The organism is Leisingera sp. ANG1 (assembly GCF_000203975.2).
Classification (GTDB): domain Bacteria; phylum Pseudomonadota; class Alphaproteobacteria; order Rhodobacterales; family Rhodobacteraceae; genus Leisingera.
Genome location: NZ_AFCF02000001.1, coordinates 838028 through 857622, shown reverse-complemented (window position 1 = coordinate 857622; position 19595 = coordinate 838028). Strand labels below are relative to the sequence as shown.

19 protein-coding genes are annotated in these 19595 nt (G+C 63.8%); 12 read left to right on the top strand and 7 right to left on the bottom strand.

Features of this window, described 5'->3' with window-relative positions; genetic code table 11:
* Nucleotides 1-63: 63 nt before the first annotated feature.
* Nucleotides 64-954 carry a LysR family transcriptional regulator gene (locus GC1_RS04215; protein ID WP_019295556.1) on the bottom strand — a complete coding sequence of 297 codons (891 nt, stop codon included), beginning with the start codon at nt 952-954 and terminating at the stop codon, nt 64-66.
* Between the two features lie 108 nt (nt 955-1062).
* On the opposite strand from GC1_RS04215, the gene GC1_RS04210 reads away from it, so the two are divergent.
* The 3 genes from GC1_RS04210 (at nt 1063) to GC1_RS04200 (ending at nt 3134) form a co-directional block, all read left to right on the top strand.
* Nucleotides 1063-1821, top strand: a complete 759-nt coding sequence (locus GC1_RS04210; RefSeq protein WP_019295555.1) for a class II aldolase and adducin N-terminal domain-containing protein — start codon at nt 1063-1065, stop codon at nt 1819-1821.
* A gap of 23 nt (nt 1822-1844) precedes the next feature.
* Nucleotides 1845-2849, top strand: coding sequence for a sterol desaturase family protein (locus tag GC1_RS04205; protein ID WP_019295554.1), 1005 nt, complete (start codon nt 1845-1847; stop codon nt 2847-2849).
* 96 nt (nt 2850-2945) lie between these two features.
* The gene (locus GC1_RS04200) at nt 2946-3134 is read left to right on the top strand and encodes a hypothetical protein (protein ID WP_019295553.1); all 189 of its coding nucleotides are present in this window, start codon (nt 2946-2948) and stop codon (nt 3132-3134) included.
* Nucleotides 3135-3140: 6 nt separating this feature from the next.
* Here the strand turns inward: GC1_RS04200 and GC1_RS04195 are convergent, their stop codons facing one another.
* Nucleotides 3141-3941: an alpha/beta fold hydrolase gene (locus GC1_RS04195; RefSeq protein WP_019295552.1), complete on the bottom strand. Its 801-nt coding sequence runs from the start codon at nt 3939-3941 to the stop codon at nt 3141-3143.
* A 61-nt stretch (nt 3942-4002) separates the two neighbouring features.
* Here GC1_RS04195 and GC1_RS04190 point away from each other — a divergent pair, with 61 nt between their 5' ends.
* The 4 genes from GC1_RS04190 to GC1_RS04175 all read left to right on the top strand — a co-directional run bounded on the left by GC1_RS04190 (nt 4003) and on the right by GC1_RS04175 (nt 6153).
* Nucleotides 4003-4368 (top strand): hypothetical protein, encoded by a 366-nt coding sequence (locus GC1_RS04190; protein WP_019295551.1) that lies wholly within the window; start codon nt 4003-4005, stop codon nt 4366-4368.
* 65 nt (nt 4369-4433) lie between these two features.
* Entirely contained in the window at nt 4434-5030 is a 597-nt protein-coding gene (locus GC1_RS04185; RefSeq protein WP_019295550.1) for a TetR/AcrR family transcriptional regulator, read from the top strand.
* A 93-nt stretch (nt 5031-5123) separates the two neighbouring features.
* Nucleotides 5124-5801: a PspA/IM30 family protein gene (locus GC1_RS04180; RefSeq protein ID WP_029204753.1), complete on the top strand. Its 678-nt coding sequence runs from the start codon at nt 5124-5126 to the stop codon at nt 5799-5801.
* A 64-nt stretch (nt 5802-5865) separates the two neighbouring features.
* The gene (locus GC1_RS04175; RefSeq protein WP_019295548.1) at nt 5866-6153 is read left to right on the top strand and encodes a hypothetical protein; all 288 of its coding nucleotides are present in this window, start codon (nt 5866-5868) and stop codon (nt 6151-6153) included.
* 119 nt (nt 6154-6272) lie between these two features.
* Here the strand turns inward: GC1_RS04175 and glyA are convergent, their stop codons facing one another.
* Nucleotides 6273-7568 carry a serine hydroxymethyltransferase gene (glyA, locus tag GC1_RS04170; RefSeq protein WP_039136609.1) on the bottom strand — a complete coding sequence of 432 codons (1296 nt, stop codon included), beginning with the start codon at nt 7566-7568 and terminating at the stop codon, nt 6273-6275.
* 169 nt (nt 7569-7737) lie between these two features.
* On the opposite strand from glyA, the gene GC1_RS04165 reads away from it, so the two are divergent.
* Nucleotides 7738-8499, top strand: coding sequence for an NAD kinase (locus GC1_RS04165; RefSeq protein WP_019295774.1), 762 nt, complete (start codon nt 7738-7740; stop codon nt 8497-8499).
* Between the two features lie 348 nt (nt 8500-8847).
* On the opposite strand, the gene GC1_RS04160 is transcribed toward GC1_RS04165, so the two are convergent.
* The 4 genes from GC1_RS04160 to GC1_RS04145 form a co-directional block, all read right to left on the bottom strand.
* Entirely contained in the window at nt 8848-10287 is a 1440-nt protein-coding gene (locus tag GC1_RS04160) for an amidase family protein (RefSeq protein WP_019295775.1), read from the bottom strand.
* A gap of 145 nt (nt 10288-10432) precedes the next feature.
* The gene (gene prpE / locus GC1_RS04155; protein WP_029204771.1) at nt 10433-12322 is read right to left on the bottom strand and encodes a propionate-CoA ligase PrpE; all 1890 of its coding nucleotides are present in this window, start codon (nt 12320-12322) and stop codon (nt 10433-10435) included.
* Between the two features lie 263 nt (nt 12323-12585).
* Nucleotides 12586-12978 carry a GFA family protein gene (locus GC1_RS04150; protein WP_019295777.1) on the bottom strand — a complete coding sequence of 131 codons (393 nt, stop codon included), beginning with the start codon at nt 12976-12978 and terminating at the stop codon, nt 12586-12588.
* A gap of 48 nt (nt 12979-13026) precedes the next feature.
* Nucleotides 13027-15300 (bottom strand): NADP-dependent malic enzyme, encoded by a 2274-nt coding sequence (locus GC1_RS04145; RefSeq protein ID WP_019295778.1) that lies wholly within the window; start codon nt 15298-15300, stop codon nt 13027-13029.
* A 163-nt stretch (nt 15301-15463) separates the two neighbouring features.
* Between GC1_RS04145 and GC1_RS04140 the strand changes: the two genes are divergently transcribed.
* The 4 genes from GC1_RS04140 to GC1_RS04125 all read left to right on the top strand — a co-directional run bounded on the left by GC1_RS04140 (nt 15464) and on the right by GC1_RS04125 (nt 19558).
* Complete coding sequence (locus GC1_RS04140; protein ID WP_019295779.1) at nt 15464-16549, top strand: cupin domain-containing protein; 1086 nt, start codon at nt 15464-15466, stop codon at nt 16547-16549.
* A 62-nt stretch (nt 16550-16611) separates the two neighbouring features.
* The gene (locus GC1_RS04135; RefSeq protein WP_272946429.1) at nt 16612-17046 is read left to right on the top strand and encodes a cytidine deaminase; all 435 of its coding nucleotides are present in this window, start codon (nt 16612-16614) and stop codon (nt 17044-17046) included.
* Nucleotides 17046-18347 carry a thymidine phosphorylase gene (locus tag GC1_RS04130; RefSeq protein WP_019295781.1) on the top strand — a complete coding sequence of 434 codons (1302 nt, stop codon included), beginning with the start codon at nt 17046-17048 and terminating at the stop codon, nt 18345-18347. The genes GC1_RS04135 and GC1_RS04130 overlap by 1 nt, the downstream gene beginning before the upstream one ends.
* Nucleotides 18347-19558 (top strand): phosphopentomutase, encoded by a 1212-nt coding sequence (locus tag GC1_RS04125; RefSeq protein ID WP_019295782.1) that lies wholly within the window; start codon nt 18347-18349, stop codon nt 19556-19558. The genes GC1_RS04130 and GC1_RS04125 overlap by 1 nt, the downstream gene beginning before the upstream one ends.
* Nucleotides 19559-19595 lie beyond the last annotated feature (37 nt).

Sequence of the window (19595 nt, the reverse complement as noted above, 5' to 3'; positions counted from 1 at the left end):
TTGCGCACATTCTTCAGGACTTGTTGGAAAAACTTGAAAGTGGCAATCAGCCGGGCCGGCTTCCTAAACGGGCGGCAGTTCCCCCACCAGCCACTCCAGAAACGCCCGCGATGCCGGGGTGCTGGCATGGCTGGGCGGCGGCATCAGAAAATAGTTTTCCAGCAGTTCCGCCGAGTGATCGCTGGCCCGGACAAGCTGCCCGCTCTCCAGCAGCCCTTCCGCCAGCGTGTCATGCGACATCGCCATGCCCGCGCCGTTCACCGCTGCGGTCATGGCGATCACGTAAGTTGAGGCGAGGTTGACCTCATGGTTGCGCTCAAACGGCAGATCCTGCGACTTGAACCACGCCCCCCAGGACCCTGTTACGCCGGCACAATCCAGCAGTGTGGCGGAATTGAAGTCCACTTTGCCATCCTGATACCCTGGCGCGCAGACCGGGTAGAACCGGTCATAGGTCAGCCGCACCGCCGCCGCCGACATGTCATTCGGGCGGCCAAAGCGGATTTCGGTCCCGGCGGAACTGGCGTGCCGTTCCGGATCCCAGATCGGGGTCACGATGTTCAGCACCAGCCAGGGGAACCTCTCGTAAAGCCGCGGCAGCCGCGGCGACAGCCAGAAGACTGAGAACGCCATGTTGCACTGCAAGACCAGATGCCGCCCCTGATCGCCGCCGGTGAAGGCCTGGGTGCCCGCAGCAATGAGGTCAAAGGCTTCGCGCACAATCGGCATGTAATTCGCCCCGGCCTCACTGAGTTCCAGCGCCCGGGTTTTGCGGATGAACAGCTCCCGGCCCAGGAAGTTCTCCAGGCTGCGCACATGCTGGCTGATCGCCGATTGCGTCAGGTTCAGCTCCGCCGCGGCGCGGGTGAACGACAGGTGCCGGGCGCTGGCCTCAAAGGCGCGCAGCCAGGTGAGAGGGGGCAGGGAGGAGGAGGGGGACCCGGATGACGGCATGATGTATGACCTATGCATAAGTTCAATTAATGCATAGCGGCTGAATCAATCGTTTGTCAGCAGGAATTGCGGCTGGCACCACTAGGGAAAGCGGATTTGGAGACCAGAATGAACAAACAAGCGGACCTCAGCCCGAACCTCACCCATTGGCAGGAGCGCGTGGATATGGCCGCGGCCTTCCGCTGGACCGAGCGTCTGGACATGCACGAAGGCGTGGCGAACCACTTCAGCCTGGCAGTCAATGACGATGGCACCCAGTTCCTGATGAACCCCAACCAGGCGCATTTCCGGCGCATTAAAGCCTCGGACCTGCTGCTGCTGGATGCCAATGACCCCAAGACCATGGACCGCCCCGACGCGCCGGACCCGACCGCCTGGGGCCTGCACGGCTCTATCCACCGGCTGTGCCCGCATGCGCGCTGCGTGATGCATGTGCATTCGATCCACGCCACCGTTCTGGCCTGTCTCGCCGACAGCACCCTGCCGCCGATCGACCAGAACACAGCCACCTTCTACAACCGCTATGTGGTGGATGGCGATTTCGGCGGGCTGGCGTTTGAGGACGAGGGCGCCCGCTGCGCCTCGATGCTGACCGACCCGAAGGTCAAGGTGATGATCATGGGCAACCACGGGGTGCTGGTGATCGGCGACAGCGTCGCAGACACCTTCAACCGGCTCTACTATTTCGAACGCGCCGCGGAGACCTATATCCGCGCCCTGCAAACCGGCCAGAAGCTGCGGGTTTTGAGCGACGAGATCGCCGAGAAAACCGCGCAGGAATTGGAGGATTACCCGGATCAGGCCGAGCGCCATCTGGTGGAGCTGAAGGCGATTCTCGACGACGAAGGCTCCAACTACGCAAGCTGAGCGCCAGCAAGGGAGGCGGCACAATGGACGGAACTTTGCACACCGCGGAACGTGACCGAGAGGCCGAGCGCTGGCACTACCACCCCAAGGGACCGGTGCCGCTCAACCCGCTGTTCAGCTGGCCGCCGCGCCCGGCCGCGGTTCTGCGCTGGTACCGCGGCGCCTGGATGGAGATCACCGCGCTGAGCGTGCCCTTTGTACTGGCGCTGATGGCCTATGCGTGGTTCCTGCCTCCGCTGGCGGAGATGGCCAGTTTCAATCCTGGCTGGATGCTGCAGGTCTGGCTTGCCAATCTGGTGCCGCAGGCCGCAGTGGCCGGCGGCCTGCACTGGTGGCTCTACATGCGCAAGGGCCAGGGCATGCAGAAGAAGTTCGACAAGCGCGACCTCTCGCGCGGCAACGGCACCTTCACCTTCAAGAACCAGGTTCTGGACAACATCTGGTGGACGCTGGGCAGCGCCATCACCGTGGCCACCGTCTATCAATGGGGCATCTACTGGCTGATGGCCAACGGCTGGGTGCCGGTTGTGACCTTCGCCGAAGCCCCGGTCTGGTGCGTGGTCTGGATGCTGTTCATCCCGATGTGGTCCGGCCTGCATTTCTACTGGGTGCACCGGCTGGAGCACCACCCAAAACTCTACAAACATGTGCATGCGGTGCACCACCGCAACGTCAACACCGGGCCGTGGTCAGGGATTTCAAACCACTGGTATGAAAACCTGCTCTACTTCACCACCTATTTCATCCACCTGATCGTGCCCTCGCACCCGCTGCATCTGGCCTTCCATGCGATGTTCCAGCAGATCAGCCCGGTTCTGTCGCACTCCGGCTTCGAGCGGGTGATCGCCAAGGAAACCGAGGCCGCCAAGGCTGGGGATTTCTTCCACCAGCTGCACCACCGCTATTTCGAGTGCAACTACGGCACCTCGGAAATTCCCTTTGACAAGTGGTTCGGCACCTACCACGACGGCTCCGCCGCAGCGACAGAACGGACGCGGGCCTTTAAGAAGCAGATGTACACTCGCTAGAATTGAGGGTTTCGGAAACTGATCAGGATCAAGGCGTATATATTCGCGAATCCCTATGCCTGACCGCAGAACAGTCAAAGGCATAGGAGAAAGCCCATGTTGCGCCTTGCATCCATCCTCTATTCGCTGATCGGCAGCAGCCTGGCAGGGGCCGGGGTGATTGCGGTTCTGGCGGCCGGGCTGGTCACCACACAGGCAATTCTTGCGGCCGCAGCCGCTGGTGCGGTGCTGGCACTGCCGGTGGCCTGGCTGGTGGCAAAACAGCTCTATGCCCGCGGCGCCTGACGCGCGTCAGGCGTTCAGGAACACCCGCGCGGCGGCTTCAAATTCCCGCGGCTTCTCTGCGTGCAGCCAATGGCCCGCGCCGGGCAGCTTGGCGAAACGGGCATTGGGGAAACGCGCGCGGATCTCCTCGCGGTGTTCCGGCAGCACGTAATCCGACTCCGACCCGGACAGAAACAGCGCAGGGCCGTCCCAAACAGCGTCCGTCTGGGGAAACGACATGATGTTCGGCATCTGATCGGCCAGCGCGTCCAGGTTCAGCTTCCAGCGCTTGTTCGCCAGATCCAGCGACTGGGTGAAGAAACTCTGCAGCGCAGACTCCACCCCGGCTTCGGCCAGTTTTGCGGCAGCCTCGGGGCGGCGCTCGATGGTCTCCAGATCCAGCGATTTCATGGCGTGGATATACTGGATCTGCGTGTGGCCATAGGCGACCGGCGCGATGTCGGCGACCACCAGTTTGCGCACCGCCTCGGGGTGGTTCAGCGCCAGCATCATCGCGGCCTTGCCGCCCATTGAATGGCCAATCACATCCATCTGGCCGCCATGGGCCGTGATCACCCCGGCCAGATCCTCCGCCAGCTCCGGATAGGTGTGGCTGTCCGCGCGCGGGCTGTCACCGTGGTTGCGCATGTCCACCGCAACCACCTGCCTCTCATCCGACAGGCGCTTGGCGATGACGCCCCAGTTGCGGGCAGACCCATAAAGCCCGTGGGCAATCAGGAGCGGGGTGTTCGAGGTGGCGGAGCCATGAGTGATCGTGTTCAGCATGCGCACTTGATAGCCGTGCAGGCGGAGGCTTGCCACCCCCATTGAGGCAGCCGCAGCTGCAGGCTAGGGTAGTCCCGCAGCGCAGCAAGGGGAGAGTGCCAGAATGGCCGCCAGCCTGGACCAGGATATCGAAGACATCCGCACCCTCCTGAAGGAGCGCGAGCACGCCTCCGGCGACCTGGCCGCTGCGCTGAAACTCGTCCGCCGCCGCATCCCCCGCCGCATCTACAAGCAGGGCATGCGTCTGGCCGCTGCGCTGCCGCTGCTGGAACACCCTAAATTGCGGATGACCGTGGACGAAAAACCGCTGCAGGGCGCCGCCCGCGAGGTGAAGGCGCATCTGCGCAAAATCGACCTTGCCGACCGCCGCAAGGGCTTCTGGCTCGGCGTCCTTGGCAGCATGGCGTTTTCCATCCTCTGCGTGCTGATCCTGCTGGTGGTGGTGTTGCGCTGGCGCGGCCTGATCTGATTTCCCGCTTTACCCCGTGTCTGCCGACTGTATTTTGAACGCAGTTCAAGAAAAGGCAGGGTGCCATGGCAGGCAAGGTGGAAGCGCGCAAGGCCGCGCTGCGGCAGAAACTGGTGGAAGCGGCGGAGATCCGCATCGCGCGCGACGGGGCAGGGGCGCTGCGGGCCCGCGACCTGGCGCATGATGCGGGCTGTGCGGTTGGGGCGATCTACAACGCTTTCGACGATCTGACCGCCATCATCATGGCGGTGAACGGGCGCACCTTCCAGCAACTCGGCGCTGCGGTTGAGGCCTCGGTCGCGGGCGCAGAGGCGGAACCACCGACCTGCCGCCTGATCCTGATGAGCAACGCTTACCTGCATTTCGCGGTGCAAAACACCAACCTGTGGCGGGCGATGTTCGACCTGCGGATGGCCGCGGGAGATGCGGTGCCGGAGTGGTACCTGACCGCGCTGGACAGCCTCTTTGCCAATATCGCCCGCCCGGTGGGGGAACTGTTCCCGGACAAGGACGCAGGCGAGGCGGCTCTGATGGTGCGGGCGCTGTTCTCTGCCGTCCACGGCATCGTGCTCCTGGGGCTGGAGCAGCGCATCTCCGGCGTTCCGCCGGAACGCATTGAGCAGATGATCGCCCAGGTGCTGGAGCAAATCGGCGGCAGATAGTTTTTGAACGTCGTTCATGATTTTTCTTGAACGACGTTCAAAATTTTGTTACACGATTCTTCGTGAACGATGTTCATGTTTGCGGAGGAAGCAATGTTCAATACTCTGAAGACCCTGATCACCGGCGCCAATGCCCGGGCAGAAGAGCAGCTGCGCGAGACCTACTCGATTGAGCTGATCACCCAGAAGATCCGCGAGGCGGACGCCAACCTGAAGGCGGCCAAGCTGACGCTGGCCAGCCTGATCCAGCGCCAGCGGGCAGAGCAGCGTCAGGTGGAAACCCTGGAGGAGCGCGTCCGCGACCTGATGGCCCGGGCAGGGGAGGCGCTGGAAGGCGGCCGTGAGGATCTCGCGCAAAGCGCCGCCCAGGCGGTGGCGGATATGGAAAACGAGCTGGTGGTTCGCCGCCAGACCCTGGACCGGCTCGACACCCGCATCCTTCAGCTGCGTCAGTCGGTGGAAACTGCCAGCCGCCGCATCACCGACCTCAAGCAAGGCGCGATTGCCGCCCGCGCAACCCGGCGCGAGCAGGACCTCCAGCGCCGCCTGCGCCGCCACACAGGTGGCGACAGCCCGGCAGAGGAGGCCGAGGCGCTGATCCGCGACGTGCTGCAGCGCGACGACCCGTTCGAGCAGGGCGAGATCCTGCGCGAGATCGACGGTGAGCTGAACAATACCACCATTGCCGACGATCTGGCGGACGCCGGCTTCGGCCCCCGCAGCCGCAGCACCGCCGCGGATGTGCTGAGCCGTCTGAAACCCAAGGACTGACCCGACCTTTCTTATTCCACGCAGCCCGCCGGGCCGGGCTCACTGAATTTACTGGAGAAACAACATGTATACCGACAACACTGACAACAAGCTGATCATTCTACTGAACACCGCTGGCGTTGCCATTGCCTATGGCATGCTGGGGATTTCCCTGTGGCTCTCGACCGACGTGCCGCTGGCGACCAAGGGCTACTGGGGCATGGCTGTGCTCCTGCTGACGCTGAGCCTCATCAACGTTGTTAAATACCGCTTCGACCACCGCTCCAGCGAAGACCGCATCCGCAAGATCGAGGACGCCCGCAATGAAAAGCTGCTGGAAGACGCGCTGATGGACGCCAAGCAGGACATCTGAGTTGGCCTGATGATTGGAACCGCGCCCGCCTGACAAGGCGGGCGTTTTCTTTGCAGCCAAAAGAAAACCGCCGCGGCTTTGGGGCCGCGGCGGTTTCTTTTTGTCTGATAAGCCGGAGCTTACAGGTTCGGATAGAGCGGGAACTTGGCGCAGAGGTCGGCGACCTTGGCGCGGACGGAGGCTTCCACGTCTGCATTGCCCTCTTCACCGTTGGCCGCCAGCCCGTCGATCACCTCGATGATCAGGTCGGCGATCTGGCGGAACTCCGCCTCGCCGAAGCCGCGGGTGGTGCCTGCCGGGGTGCCCAGGCGCAGGCCGGAGGTCACGGTGGGCTTTTCCGGGTCGAACGGGATGCCGTTCTTGTTGGTGGTGATATGGGCGCGGCCAAGCGCCTTGTCGGCGATGTTGCCGGTGACGCCCTTGGGGCGCAGGTCGACCAGCATCACATGGGTGTCGGTGCCGCCGGTGACGATGTCCAGGCCGCCCTGGATCAGCTGGTCCGCCAGCGCTGCCGCGTTCGCCTTGACCTGCTTCTGGTAGGCCTTGAACTCCGGCTTCAGCGCCTCGCCGAAGGCCGCCGCCTTGCCTGCGATCACATGCATCAGCGGGCCGCCCTGGATGCCCGGGAAGATCGCCGAGTTCACCTTCTTGGCGATGGCCTCGTCGTTGGTCACGATCATGCCGCCGCGGGGGCCGCGCAGGGTCTTGTGGGTGGTGGTGGTGGCGACATGCGCGTGCGGGAACGGCGAGGGGTGCTCACCGGCCGCGATCAGGCCTGCGATATGGGCCATGTCGACCATGAAATAGGCGCCGACGCTGTCGGCGATTTCACGGAACTTGGCAAAGTCGATCTGGCGCGGAATGGCAGAGCCGCCGGCGATGATCAGTTTCGGCTGGTGCTCGTTGGCCAGCGCCTGGATCTGATCGTAGTCGATCAGGTTGTCGCTCTGGCGCACACCGTAATGCACCGCGTTGAACCACTTGCCCGACTGGTTCGGCGCGGCGCCATGGGTCAGGTGGCCGCCGGAGGCCAGATCCATGCCGAGGATGGTGTCGCCGGGCTGGATCAGCGCCTGGAACACGCCCTGGTTGGCCTGGGAACCGGAGTTCGGCTGCACGTTGGCGAACTCGCAGCCGAACAGCGCCTTGGCGCGGTCGATCGCCAGGTTTTCGGCAACGTCGACATACTGGCAGCCGCCATAGTAGCGGCGCCCCGGGTAGCCTTCGGCGTACTTGTTGGTCAGCACCGAGCCTTGCGCTTCCATCACCGCGGCGGAGACGATGTTCTCAGACGCAATCAGCTCGATCTCGTCGCGCTGGCGGCCCAGCTCAGCGGTGATCGCGCCAAACAGTTCAGGATCGCGCTCAGACAGCGCTTGGGTGAAAAAGCCGGTGTCACGGGTCGCTTCAGTCATGGTGGCTCCGTTGGAGTAGGGTTCAGATTTGAGCGATTTCCTATAGGAAACATCCTTGCGCCGGAAGCCTGTAAAGCGACATTTCCCTGCGACAGAACGGCAACTATGGTCATCGGCGGAAAGCTGTGATTGTTTCGGAACCAGATGCCTAATACCGGAAACAGATTTCATGAGTTTGAGAATCGCCTTTCTGGCCAGTGACGTTGAGGTGGCACAGGATGCGCTGGCGGAGCTGAGCCGCCGCTACGGCCATGTGCCGCCGGATCAGGCCCAGGTGATCGTGGCGCTCGGCGGCGACGGCTTCATGCTGCGGACCCTTCATACCATGATCGATCACCCGGCGCCGGTTTACGGCATGAACCGCGGCACCGTTGGCTTCCTGATGAATGAGTACCGCGAGGACGGACTGATCGAGCGGCTTGAGGAAGCGGTGCAGGAGATCATCAACCCGCTGTCGATGACCGCAATGGACCGGCGCGGTGAGGTGCACAAGGCGCTGGCGATCAATGAGGTCTCGCTGCTGCGTGCAGGCCCGCAGGCGGCGCGGCTGAGGATTTCGGTGGATGGCAGGATGCGGATGGAGGAACTGGTCTGCGACGGCGCGCTGGTCTCCACACCCGCCGGCTCCACCGCCTATAACTACTCCGCACATGGTCCGATCCTGCCGATCGGCTCCGATGTGCTGGCGCTGACCGCCATCGCCGCCTTCCGGCCGCGGCGCTGGCGCGGGGCGCTTTTGCCCAGCAATGCGATGGTGCGCTTTGATGTGCTGGAGGCGGACAAGCGTCCGGTAATGGCCGATGCCGACTCGATTTCGGTTGCGGATATCGACTGGGTGGAAATCCGGACCGATACGCAAATCCGCCATAAAATCCTTTTTGACCCCGGCCATGGGCTGGAGGAGCGGCTGATTTCCGAACAGTTTACCTGAGTGTTTAACGCGGGCTTTACGAGGCTGTGAACGTCCCGGTAACCATTCCGTGCGAGGATTTATCCACAGGCTGATGCTGTTGGCACTGCCTGAGGCTGCAGAGCCGATGTGCCTGACCGGCGGTTTTTAGGTGTTCCAGTTTTGTGTTTCCCGCCGGTCTGGTCCGGCACGCCCGTAGCTTTGTTTGCGGGCGGACGATGCAGCGTTGGTAGTGAGTGGTTTGGGTCAGGAAGACTCCCGGGGGCGGCTGGCCCCGCTCCCGGGATGTTCGCAAAGCGTTTCTTTTCTTTGCAGCCCTTAGGAAGCTGTTCCGGTGCGATCAAGCACGGCGCGGGGCGGGCGCTATACTCAGCCCTCTGCTGCCATCTTCTCCCACAGGGGCAGGCACATGCGGCCCGCGCGGGCTTCAATCGCGGCGCAGGCGTCCACCGCCAGGTCCTCGCGCCAGCGGCGGGCAGCGATCTGCACGTTGACAGGCTGTGGACCCTTCGCCAGCTGCGCCAGCCGGGCCGGGACCGAGGCGGCGGGCAGGCCCAGAAAATTCATCGCATAGGAATAAACCGCACAGCCCAGCACCTCATGCACGCCTGCCGCGCCTTCGGTGTCGCGGTCGGGCTTGAAGAAGGGCTGCGGCAGGAAGGGCGAGAGCACCAGCGGGTAGTCCTCCATGAACAGCGACCATTGCCGCGCGTAGTGGGTGCGCTTGGCCATCATCTGCAGCAGCTCATCGCCGGCAAAGGGCGGGAACTCCTGGAAATAGACCGCAAAGATATCGCGCACGGTCCGGGAGCCGGCCGCGTCCACATCATGTTTCATCAGCGCAAAGATCTCACCCATCAGTGCGCGGTAGCCGGTCCGCCCGGCATCGAACACGTTAGGCGGCTCCACTTCTTCGACTTGGTAGCCCGCATCGGTCAAAGCATCGCGGGCGAAATCCAGTGCCGCCTCGACCTCGGGGTGCAGGTCATAGCCATGGGTGTTCTTGGTGAAGGCGACCTTGATGGGCCCCTCCAGCGGCTCGCCGCGCCAGGGCATTGGCACATGGAAGGGGTCTCGGGGATCGGCGGCAATCAGCGCGGGCATCGACAGGTGCAGGTCCTCGGTGCTGCGGGTGATCAGCCCCTGCACCGACATCAGCTGCGCCAGCAGTCCGCGCTCAACCGTCTGGCTGGGGTTCCAGGCGGGCACCCGGCCAAGACCTGGCTTGACCGTCACCGCGCCATTGGCCGCCGCCGGGAAACGCAGGGAGCCGCCGATGTCATTGCCATGGGCAAGCGCGCCGATCCCGGCCATCACCGCAGCCCCCGCGCCGCCGGAGGAGCCGCCGGGAGAGATATGCCGGCCCCAGGGGTTGTGAGTGCGTCCGTGCAGCGGGTTGTCGGTATCGGCGCGGAAGGAGAACTCCGGCGTGTTGGTGCGCCCGATCACCACCGCGCCGGCCTTGTGCAGGTTCTCCACCACCGGGGCGTCTGCCGGCGCAATCAGGTCCTTCAGTGCGGTGACGCCGTTGGAAGTGGCGTGGCCCTTCTGGTCGATATTGATCTTGATGGTGACCGGCACCCCGTGCAGCGGGCCGGGTTCTGCGCCGCTCTCGCGCGCCTTGTCCAGGGCACGGGCGCGCTCCAGCGCCTCGCTGCTGAGATCCACCACCACCGCATTCAAGGACGGGTTCACCGCCTTCATACGGTCGATGGAGGCCTGTACGGCCGCTTCCGCGCTCAGATCCCCGGTGCGAGTGAGCTTCGTCAGTTCTGTGGCGCTCAGTTGCCAGATGTCCGCTTTTGTCATGCTCAGGCCTCCCAAGCCGCAGCCTAGGCGGGCAGGGCGGCGTTGCAAGCAAAACCGGACGGCAAACAGGCTCCGCCTGCGGGCGGAGCCTACAAAAATCCTTGAAGGATCTTTGGCCGTTTCCAGAACTTGGAAACGAGGGAGGTTACTTGGCGTAGCCGATGGTTTGCAGCGCCGTGGTGATCTCGTCCAGAATGGCTGGATCGTCGATGGTGGCCGGCATTTTCCACGGGGTGCCATCGGCGATGTTGACCATGGTGCCGCGCAGGATCTTGCCGGAGCGGGTCTTGGGCAGCCGGTCCACCACAACCGCCAGCTTGAAGGCGGCAACAGGGCCGATCTTCTCGCGCACCAGCTTCACCACCTCGGAGACAACTTCTGCGTTGTCGCGATCGGCACCTGCATTGAGGCAGAGGAAACCCACCGGCATCTGCCCCTTGAGGCTGTCGGCGACGCCAATGACCGCGCATTCCGCGACATCCGGGTGGCCTGCCAGCACTTCCTCCATGCCGCCGGTAGAGAGGCGATGCCCGGCCACGTTGATCACGTCATCAGTGCGCGCCATGATGTAGAGGTAGCCGTCCTCGTCCTTCATGCCGGCATCGCCGGTCTCGTAGTAGCCGGGGAAGGTGTTGAGGTAGCTCTTCTTGAACCGGTCCTCGGCGTTCCACAGGGTCGGCAGGGTGCCCGGTGGCAGCGGCAGCTTCACTGCAATCGCGCCCAGCTCGCCCGCCGCAACCGGGTTGCCGCCTTCGTCCAGAATGTCGACCTCATAGCCCGGCATCGGCACCGCAGGCGAACCGAGTTTGGTCGGCAGTTCCTCGATCCCAAGCGGGTTCGCTGCAATCGACCAGCCGGTTTCGGTCTGCCACCAGTGGTCGACCACCGGCACCTTCAGTTGCTCCTGCGCCCAGGTGATGGTGTCGGGGTCCGCGCGCTCACCGGCCAGGTAAACTTGGCTGAGGCAGCTCAGGTCGTATTTCTTGACAAACTCGCCCTTCGGATCCTCCCGCTTCACCGCGCGGAAGGCGGTGGGGGCAGTGAAGAAGCTCTTTACTTTATGCTCGGAAATCACCCGCCAGAAGGTGCCCGCATCCGGTGTGCCCACCGGCTTGCCCTCAAACACGATGGTGGTGTTGCCGTGGATGAGCGGCGCATAGCAGATGTAGCTGTGGCCGACGACCCAGCCCACGTCCGACGCAGCCCAGAACACATCGCCGGGATCGACGTTGTAGATGTTCTTCATGGTCCAATTGAGCGCCACCAGCTGGCCCGCGGTGTGGCGGATCACCCCCTTGGGCTGGCCGGTGGTGCCGGAGGTATAGAGGATATAGGAAGGATGGTTGCCCTCGACCGGCACGCATTCGGCCGGTTCCACGCCGTACTGGAAGCCGTGCCAGTTCACGTCGCGGCCCGGGATCAGCTCCGCCACTTCCTGCTCGCGCTGAAAGATCACGCAGAAGTCGGGCTTGTGCGCGGCCAGGTCGATAGCGCCGTCCAGCAGCGGCTTGTAATGCACGATCCGGCCCGGCTCGATGCCGCAGGAGGCGGCGATGATCGCCTTGGGCTTGGCGTCGTCGATCCGCACCGCCAGCTCGTTGGAGGCAAAGCCGCCGAACACCACCGAATGCACCGCGCCGATGCGGGCGCAGGCCAGCATCGCCTCCAGCGCCTCGGGGATCATCGGCATGTAGATGATGACGCGGTCGCCTTTTTCCACGCCCTTGGCGCGCAGCGCCCCGGCCAGATTGGCGACACGGTTGCGCAATTCGACATAGGAGATTTCACGCGTGGTATGGGTAACCGGGCTGTCATAGATGATCGCGGTCTGCTCGCCGCGGCCCTGTTCCACATGGCGGTCGACGGCGTTGTAGCAGGTGTTCACCTTGGCATCGGCAAACCACTCGTAAAGGCCTTCGCCCTTGTCAAACAGCGCCTGCTTTGGGGCCTCGTCCCAGCTGATCGACTGGGCGGCCTCCATCCAGAAACCTTCCGGATCCTGTTTCCAGGCGGCGTAAATATCCTGATATCCCATGGTGTTCATCTCCTCCTGCCAATTGCGTAGGCGACAAAGCGGCGGCCGGGCAAGTTTTGCCGCGTCTTCACGCAAGGTTCGTCAAGGAATTTACAGGTTTTGGCCGGATTTGCGCAGATGATTTACCGGATTTACAAGGCCGGACGGGTTTGCACTCTACCCGCTTTGCAAAGTGGTGTTTGCTGCAGAATATTCGGGAAAAGCCCGAAAGTTTTGCAAACTTGCAAATTCGGGCGCAGCGCACCCGGCCTTGCCACCGGGAATCACCCGCCTGAGGATTTTGCGAAGCGGGGCAGGCTGTCTTTCAGTTTCAGCCAGCTCACATGGTCGGAGTGGAACACGTGAAACCTGGGCGGCATCTGGCTGGGGCTTTCCAGCGTCGCGGTATAAAGATGGATGTTCACCGGATCGCGCGCGGTGCGATAGGCCATCTGGGTGCCGCAGGTTTCGCAGAACAGCCGCTCGACGCCTTCCGATGAATTATAGACCTTGGGTTCCGTGCCGGACCATTCGACCGCCTCATGCGGCAGCCCGAAAAATGCGGTGACAGGTGCCGCGCAGTTGCGGCGGCAGTCGGCGCAGTGGCAGTAGCAGCTCCAGGCCGCCTCGGCCCGGCTATCCCAATGCACTGCGCCGCAGTGGCAATGCCCTCTCATATCCGGCCTCCCTGATTGGGCGGCCGGCGGTAATGCATGGCCGCGCTGTTAACCGTAGTGCGCGACCGGGGTGCCGGCAATGGCGGCCATGTTCAGAAGGCCCCGCGCGGTGATCGAGGGGGAGACGATATGGGCGCGGTTTCCCATGCCCATCAGGATCGGCCCCACTTCCAGCCCGCCGGCCCGCATCTTGAGGATGTTGCGCACGCCGGAAGCGGCGTCGGCATGGGCGAAGATCAGCACGTTGGCCGCGCCGTCCAGCCGCGAATTGGGGAAGATCCGCTCGCGCAGTTCCGGGTCCAGCGCGGTGTCGATGTTCATCTCGCCCTCATAGACGAAATCGCGGCGCTTATCGTCGAGGATTTCGATGGCGGCGCGAAGGCGGCTGCCGGTGTCGCAGGAGATATTGCCGAACTGGGACTGCGAACACATAGCGATCTTCGGCTCCAGACCGAAACGGCGCACGTGGCGGGCGGCGCCAATCACGGTTTCGGCGATCTGTTCCGGTGTCGGCTCCACATGCACATGGGTGTCGGCAATGAACAGCGGGCCGTCTTCCAGGATCATCATAGACAGTGCGCCGTGCGGCGAGTAGGTGCCGCCACCCAGCACCTGCTGCACATAATTCAAGTGCCAGCGGTATTCCCCGAAGGTGCCGCAGATCAGGCTGTCGGCCTCACCGCGATGCACCATGATGGCGCCGATTGCGGTGGTATTCGTGCGCATGATTGCCTTGGCCAGATCCGGCGTGACGCCGCGGCGCTGCATTACCTTGTGGTAGCTGTTCCAGTAGTCGCGGTAGCGCGGGTCGTTTTCCGGGTTCACCAGCTGGAAATCACGTCCCGGGCGCACGTCCAGCCCCAGCCGCTCGCAGCGGCGCTCGATCACTTCGGGGCGGCCGATCAGGATCGGGGTCTCGGTGGTTTCTTCCAGAATGGCCTGCGCCGCGCGCAGCACCCGCTCATCCTCGCCTTCGCTGAACACGATGCGGCGGGCGGCGGCGCGTGCGGCCTCAAACACCGGCTTCATCAGCAACGCCGATTTAAAAACGGTCTGTTTCAGCTTCTGCTTATAGGCCTCGATATCCTCGATCGGGCGGGTCGCCACGCCGCTTTCCATCGCAGCCTTGGCCACAGCAGAGGACACCACAGCCACCAGCCGCGGATCAAAGGGTTTCGGGATCAGGTAATCAGCGCCAAAGGTCAGCTGTTCGCCCTTGTAGGCCGCTGCCGCCTCAGCCGAGGTGGTGGCGCGGGCCAGTTCGGCAATGCCGTCAACGCAGGCAATCTGCATCTCGTCGTTGATCTCGGTTGCACCCACGTCCAGCGCGCCCCGGAAAATAAAGGGGAAGCACAGCACGTTGTTGACCTGATTGGGGAAATCGCTGCGACCCGTGGCAATGATCGCATCCGGCGCCACCTTGCGCGCCTGGTCGGGCATGATCTCCGGCGTCGGGTTGGCCAGCGCAAAGATGATAGGGCGCTTGGTCATCTTGGCAACCATTTCCGGCTTCAGCACGTTTGGGCCAGAGAGGCCCAGGAACATGTCGGCACCGTCCATTACCTCGTCCAGCGTCCGCAGGTCCGAGGCCTGGGCGAAGGCCGCTTTCTGCGGGTTCATGTCTTCTTCGCGGCCCTCATAGACCAGCCCGTGAATATCGCAGAGCCAGATGTTCTCGCGTTTGACGCCTAGCTTCAGCAGCATGTTGAGGCAGGCAATCCCTGCCGCGCCGCCGCCGGTGGAGACGATCTTGATGTCTTCAAACGATTTGCCCGCCACATGCAGCGCGTTCTTGGCCGCGGCGCCGACCACAATCGCGGTGCCGTGCTGGTCGTCATGGAAGACCGGGATATTCATCCGCTCGCGGCACAGTTTTTCGACCACAAAGCAGTCCGGCGCCTTGATGTCTTCGAGGTTGATGGCGCCGAAGGTCGGCTCCAGCGAGCAGACGATGTCCGCCAGCTTCTCCGGATCGCTTTCGTTCACTTCGATGTCGAAACAGTCGATGCCGGCGAAGTTTTTGAACAGGACCGCCTTGCCCTCCATCACCGGCTTGGAGGCCAGCGCACCGATGTTGCCGAGCCCCAGCACCGCCGATCCGTTCGACACAACCGCCACCAGATTGCCGCGGGAGGTATAACGGGCGGCATTGGCCTCATCCGCTTTGATCTCCACGCAGGCCTCCGCCACGCCGGGTGAGTAGGCGCGGGACAGATCGCGGCCGTTGGCCATCGGCTTGGTCGCGCGGATCTCCAGCTTACCGGGGCGGGGAAACTCGTGATAGTTGAGTGCGGCTTGCCGCGTGCTCTGTGAATCGGACATCTGGCGCTCCTCGGAAAGGGTATTGTTTAGCGTTAAACCATTTTTATTGCCGGAAACATAGCCCAAACTGACGCAAACGGACGCGGCGGCAGCACGGGCGGCGGGTTCTTGCATAAACCATGCCGCAGGGTCACTGTCCTGCCAACAGATCAGGGAGTGAAAAATGAGCGAAACAATCGCCGAGATCCGCCTGCCGACGGATGAGCTGCGCAACGATATTCCGTTTTTTACCAAGGTGTTGGGTATGAAGATGGACATGATCTATCCGGCGGATGATCCGCGCACCGCGGTGTTTTCCGGCCACGGGCTTCGGCTGCGGGTTGAAAAGGGGGCGCCGGAAAGCCCCGGCACAATCCGTATTCTGACTGAAGATCCTGATGGATTTGCCGAAGGACAGCGCCGCCTGACCGCGCCCAACGGAACGAAAATCGAAATCGAAGAGCGCCACCCGCCAATGGTGATGCCGGAAACGGTGCACAGTTTTGTGGTCCGCCGCCTCAAGGATCAGGCGCCCTGGATCATCGGCCGCGCTGGGATGCATTACCGCGACCTGGTGCCGGACCGGCTGGGCGGGTCTATCATCGCCAGCCACATCCGCATTCCCGACGGCGGTCCGGTGCCGGACATGGTGCATTTCCACCGGGTCGGCTTTCAGCTGATCTTCTGCATCCACGGCTGGGTCGATGTGGTCTATGAGGATCAGGGCGATAAGAGGCGGCTGACGGCAGGCGACTGTTTCATCCAGCCGCCGGAAATCCGCCACCGGGTGCTGGAGGCCAGCGACAATGTGCAGGTGATCGAGATCGGCGTCCCTGCGGAGCATGTGACCGAGATCGACCACGAGATGACACTGCCGACGCCGCACTACCGTCCCGAACGGGAATGGCAGGGACAGCGCTTTGTCTACAACAAGGCGGAAGGTGCCGCGTGGGGTCCGTTCCGCCTGCCGGGCTATATCTGCCGCGACACCACGATTGCCGAAAACACCAAGGGCGTCGCGGGCGTGCAGGTTGTGCGCCGGGGCGAGGGCGATCCGCAATGGGCGGCGCATGACACCGACATCCACTTTACCTTCGTGATGAACGGCGAAGTGACGCTGGAAGGGGAAGGCCGCGAGCCTTACCAACTGGAGCAGGGCGACGCCTTTGTTGTTCCGCCGGGGATGAAGACCCGCCTCAGCGCGCCGTCGGATGATGTGGAGCTGTTGGAGGTGACGCTGCCCGGGGTGTTCAACACCTCGCTGGCCTGAACCCAGGGCGGCGCAAAGAACTGCATCCGGGGGCTTCCGCTTCCCGGATCAATTCAGCTATCCTGCGGCATCTTGACCAAATGATCAAAAATCGGGGAATCGCCATGAGCCTCAAAGCCGCCGCCGCCGCTGTCCGTGAAAACGCCCACGCGCCCTATTCCAACTTCAAGGTCGGCGCCGCTGTCCGCTCCGCCTCCGGCCAGATCTATGTGGGCTGCAACGTCGAAAACGTGGCCTACCCTGAGGGCACCTGTGCCGAGGCCGGTGCGATTGCCGCGATGGTGGCTGCGGGGGAAACCGAACTGGCAGAGGTCTATGTGATCGCCGATTGCCCGACCCCGATCACGCCCTGCGGCGGCTGCCGCCAGAAGATCAAGGAATTTGCCAGCGGTGATGTGAAGGTTATCATGGCCACCACCGACGGCGAGGAGCAGGAGACGACCATCGGCGACCTGCTGCCCGGCGCCTTTGACGCGGACCATATGGAGCGCAGCTGATGGACGCCCGCGCCATCAACGCCTGCCTGCGCCGCGGTGAAACACCCGGCGAGGACGCGCTGCGCTGGTTTGCCGAGGGTCTGGCCAGCGGTGCGGTCTCCGACGCGCAGGCCGGGGCCTTTGCCATGGCGGTCTGCCTGCAGGGCCTGAGTGTTGAGGGCCGCCGCGCCCTGACGCTGGCGATGCGCGACACTGGCGATGTGCTGGCGTGGGATCTGGACGGTCCTGTGCTGGACAAGCATTCCACCGGTGGTGTGGGCGATTGTGTTTCGCTGCTGCTGGCGCCTGCGCTCGCGGCCTGCGGGGCTTATGTGCCGATGATTTCGGGCCGCGGGCTCGGCCACACCGGCGGCACGCTGGACAAGCTTGAGGCGATCCCCGGCGTCTCCACCAGCGTCAGCGAGGATCACCTGCGGAACATGATGCAGGACATGGGCTGCGCCATCGTTGGCGCCACCGCGCAGATCGCACCCGCGGACAAGCGGCTTTATGCGATCCGCGATGTGACCGCGACGGTGGAAAGCCTCGACCTGATCACCGCCTCGATCCTCTCCAAAAAACTGGCAGCCAGCCCGGATGCGCTGGTGCTGGACGTCAAGATCGGCTCCGGCGCTTTCATGAAGACCGCCGATGACGCCCGCGCGCTGGCGCAATCGCTGTGCGACACCGCCAATGCCGCCGGCTGCCGGACCTCCGCGCTGATCACCGACATGAACCAGCCGCTAGCCCCCGCGCTTGGCAATGCGCTTGAGGTGGCAGAGGTGATGCGGGTGCTGACCGGCGCAGCGTTAGGCCCGTTGGCGGAGATCACAGCCATTCTGGGCGGCGAGCTGCTGGTGCTCGCAGGCCTCGCAGCGGATGCGGAGGAGGGCGCGGCCAAGATCAGCGCAACCCTTACCGATGGCCGCGCGGCAGAACGTTTTGCCCGGATGATTGCCGCCATGGGCGGCCCTTCTGATTTTGCCGCGAAGTGGCAAGACCACCTGCCGGGGTCAGAAGTGGTGCGCGAGGTGAAGGCCCCCGAATCCGGGCATATCGCAGCCATGAACGGCGAAGCGCTTGGCCTGGCGGTTGTCGCCCTCGGCGGCGGCCGCATGGTGGAGAGCGACCGCATTCACCCCGGTGTCGGCATCTCGGACATTGTCCGCCTGGGCCAGCCCGTCGGGGCAGGGGACAGGCTTGCCCGCATCCACGCCGCCAGCGATGATGCGGCAGAGATGGCAGAGGCAGCGTTCCTTGCTGCCATCGCCATCGGTGATGCGCCGGACAGCCTGCCGCTGGTTCACGAAAGGATCTCCTGATGCCCCGTGCCTTCCTTGTGGTGATGGATTCCGTTGGCATCGGTGGCGCGCCCGATGCCGGGACCTTCTTCAACGGCGACCTGCCGGATCTGGGCGCCAACACTCTGGCCCATATCGCGCAGGCCTGCGCAGCGGGCAAAGCAGAGGAGGGCCGCAGCGGCCCGCTGAACGTGCCGAACATGGAACGCCTTGGCCTTGGCGCGGCGATGCGGCTGGCGTCTTCGGTGCCGTTCCCCGGACTGGATGCACAGCCGCAGGGCCGCTGGGGCTGCGCCCGCGAGCTGAGCCGCGGTAAGGACACGCCGTCCGGCCATTGGGAGCTGGCAGGCCTGCCGGTGCCCTGGGACTGGCACTATTTCCCCGATCAGGCGCCGTCGTTCCCCGAAGACCTCTCCGCCTTTGTGGCAGAGCAGGCGGGCACGGACGGCATCCTGGGCAACTGCCATGCCTCCGGCACGGTGATCCTGGATGATCTGGGCGCCGAGCACATACGCACCGGCAAACCGATCTGCTACACTTCCGCCGACAGCGTGTTCCAGATTGCTGCGCATGAGGAAACATTCGGCCTCGACCGCCTGCTGAAGCTTTGCGAGGCGATTGCCCCGCGGCTGCACGCGATGAAGGTGGGGCGGGTCATTGCGCGCCCCTTCCTCGGCTCCGCAGAAACAGGGTTCACCCGCACCACCAACCGCCGCGATTTCGCGATTACCCCGCCGGCACCGGTACTGACCAACTGGGTGCAGGATGCGGGCGGCAAGGTCCATGCCATCGGCAAGATTGGCGACATCTTCACCATGTCCGGTATCGATACCCTGAAAAAAGGCGCCGATGCCCAACTGATGCAGCACTTGTTCGACGCGGTGGATGCGGCGGAGGACGGCAGCCTGACCTTTGCCAATTTCGTCGAGTTCGACACCCTCTATGGCCACACCCGCGAAATCTCCGGCTACGCCCGGGCGCTGGAGTGGTTTGACGCCGAACTGGGCCTCCTGCTGTCGCGCTTGCGCAAGGGCGACATGCTGGTGCTGACCGCCGATCACGGCAATGACCCCAGTTGGCCCGGCACCGACCACACCCGCGAACAGGTGCCGGTGCTGATTGCGGGGCTTGACGCAGGCACCATCGGGCAGGTCAAATTCGCCGATGTGGCGGCGTCCATCGCCGCCCATCTGGATGTCCCGGCCCAAGGCCCCGGCAAGAGCTTTCTTTGACCCTATGGTCAAAACACGCTTGCCTGCCGCGGCCAAG